At 64.0% G+C, this 1,043-nt stretch carries 1 protein-coding gene and 1 pseudogene; both read right to left on the reverse strand.

Features of this window, described 5'->3' with window-relative positions:
• Positions 1 to 229: pseudogene (locus EN879_RS37020) on the reverse strand (ABC transporter permease); the annotation flags it as partial.
• Positions 229 to 1,043: ABC transporter permease (locus EN879_RS37025; RefSeq protein WP_164774897.1), on the reverse strand; the 815-nt coding region annotated here is incomplete at its 5' end. The gene EN879_RS37025 and the pseudogene EN879_RS37020, both read right to left, overlap by 1 nt.

A 1,043-nucleotide genomic window follows, 5' to 3' on the forward strand; every position in this document is an offset into this window, starting at 1 on the left:
GTGCCGCCGCGGTGCCGCACAGCGCCGCCAGCAAGGCGCTGGTGGTGGCGATGAACAGGCTGTTCTTCAGCGCTTCGACCAGGAACGGGTTCGCCAGTGCCTTGCCGTACCATTGCACCGAAAAGCCGGTGAACTCGCTGGCATGGTGGCCGGCGTTGAAGGAAAACAGCACCACCAGCGCGATCGGCAGATAGAGGAAAGCGAACACCGCAATGACGAAAGCCCGCATCAGATCAGATCCACCCGGCGCGCGCCCGAAACTCGGGTCGAAATGCGGTTTGCGGCAATCAGCACCTCCACCGAGACCAGCACCAGCGTGATGGCGATGGCCGATCCGAACGGCCAGTTGCGCGATTGCAGGAACAGGTCGACCAGCGCATTGCCGATGAAGAACACCTTGCCGCCGCCAAGCAGCGTCGGGATCAGATATTCGCCGAGCAGCAGGATCATGACCAGCGAGAAGCCGGTCATCACGCCCGGCAACGACAGTTTCAGGGTCACGCCCAGGAAAGTCGATAGTGGCGTGGCGCCGAGATCGGCGGAGGCTTCCAGCAGCCTGCGGTCAAGCCGTTCGAGGCTGACATAGATCGGCAGGATCATCAACGGCAGGTAGCCATAGACGATGCCGAGCAGCACCGCGCCCGGCGTGTTGATCAGCCTGACATCCTCGATGCCGACAAAGGCGAGCAGCGCCGGAATGCCGCGCCCGCCCAGAATGTACATCCAGGCATAGGTCCGCATCAGCAGGCTGGTCCAGAACGGAATGACGACCAGCGCCAGCAGGATCAGCCGCCAGCGCTGCGGCGCGCGCAAGGCGAGATAGTAGGCAACGGGATAAGCGACGAGAAGGCAGGCGAGCGCTCCCACCGGCGCCAGCACCATGGTGTTCCAGAAGGCGGTCGCCCGCGCCGGAAGATTGGCATATTGCGCCAGCGTAAAGGCGGCCTGATAGCCGCCTTCCGGTGCGCGTTCGCCGACGCTGAACACGGCGATGGCGATGAACGGCAGCACCAGGAACACCACCAGCCACGCGGTCGCCGGAC

This window comes from Mesorhizobium sp. M7A.F.Ca.AU.002.02.1.1, assembly GCF_003998535.1.
GTDB lineage: Bacteria > Pseudomonadota > Alphaproteobacteria > Rhizobiales > Rhizobiaceae > Mesorhizobium > Mesorhizobium ciceri.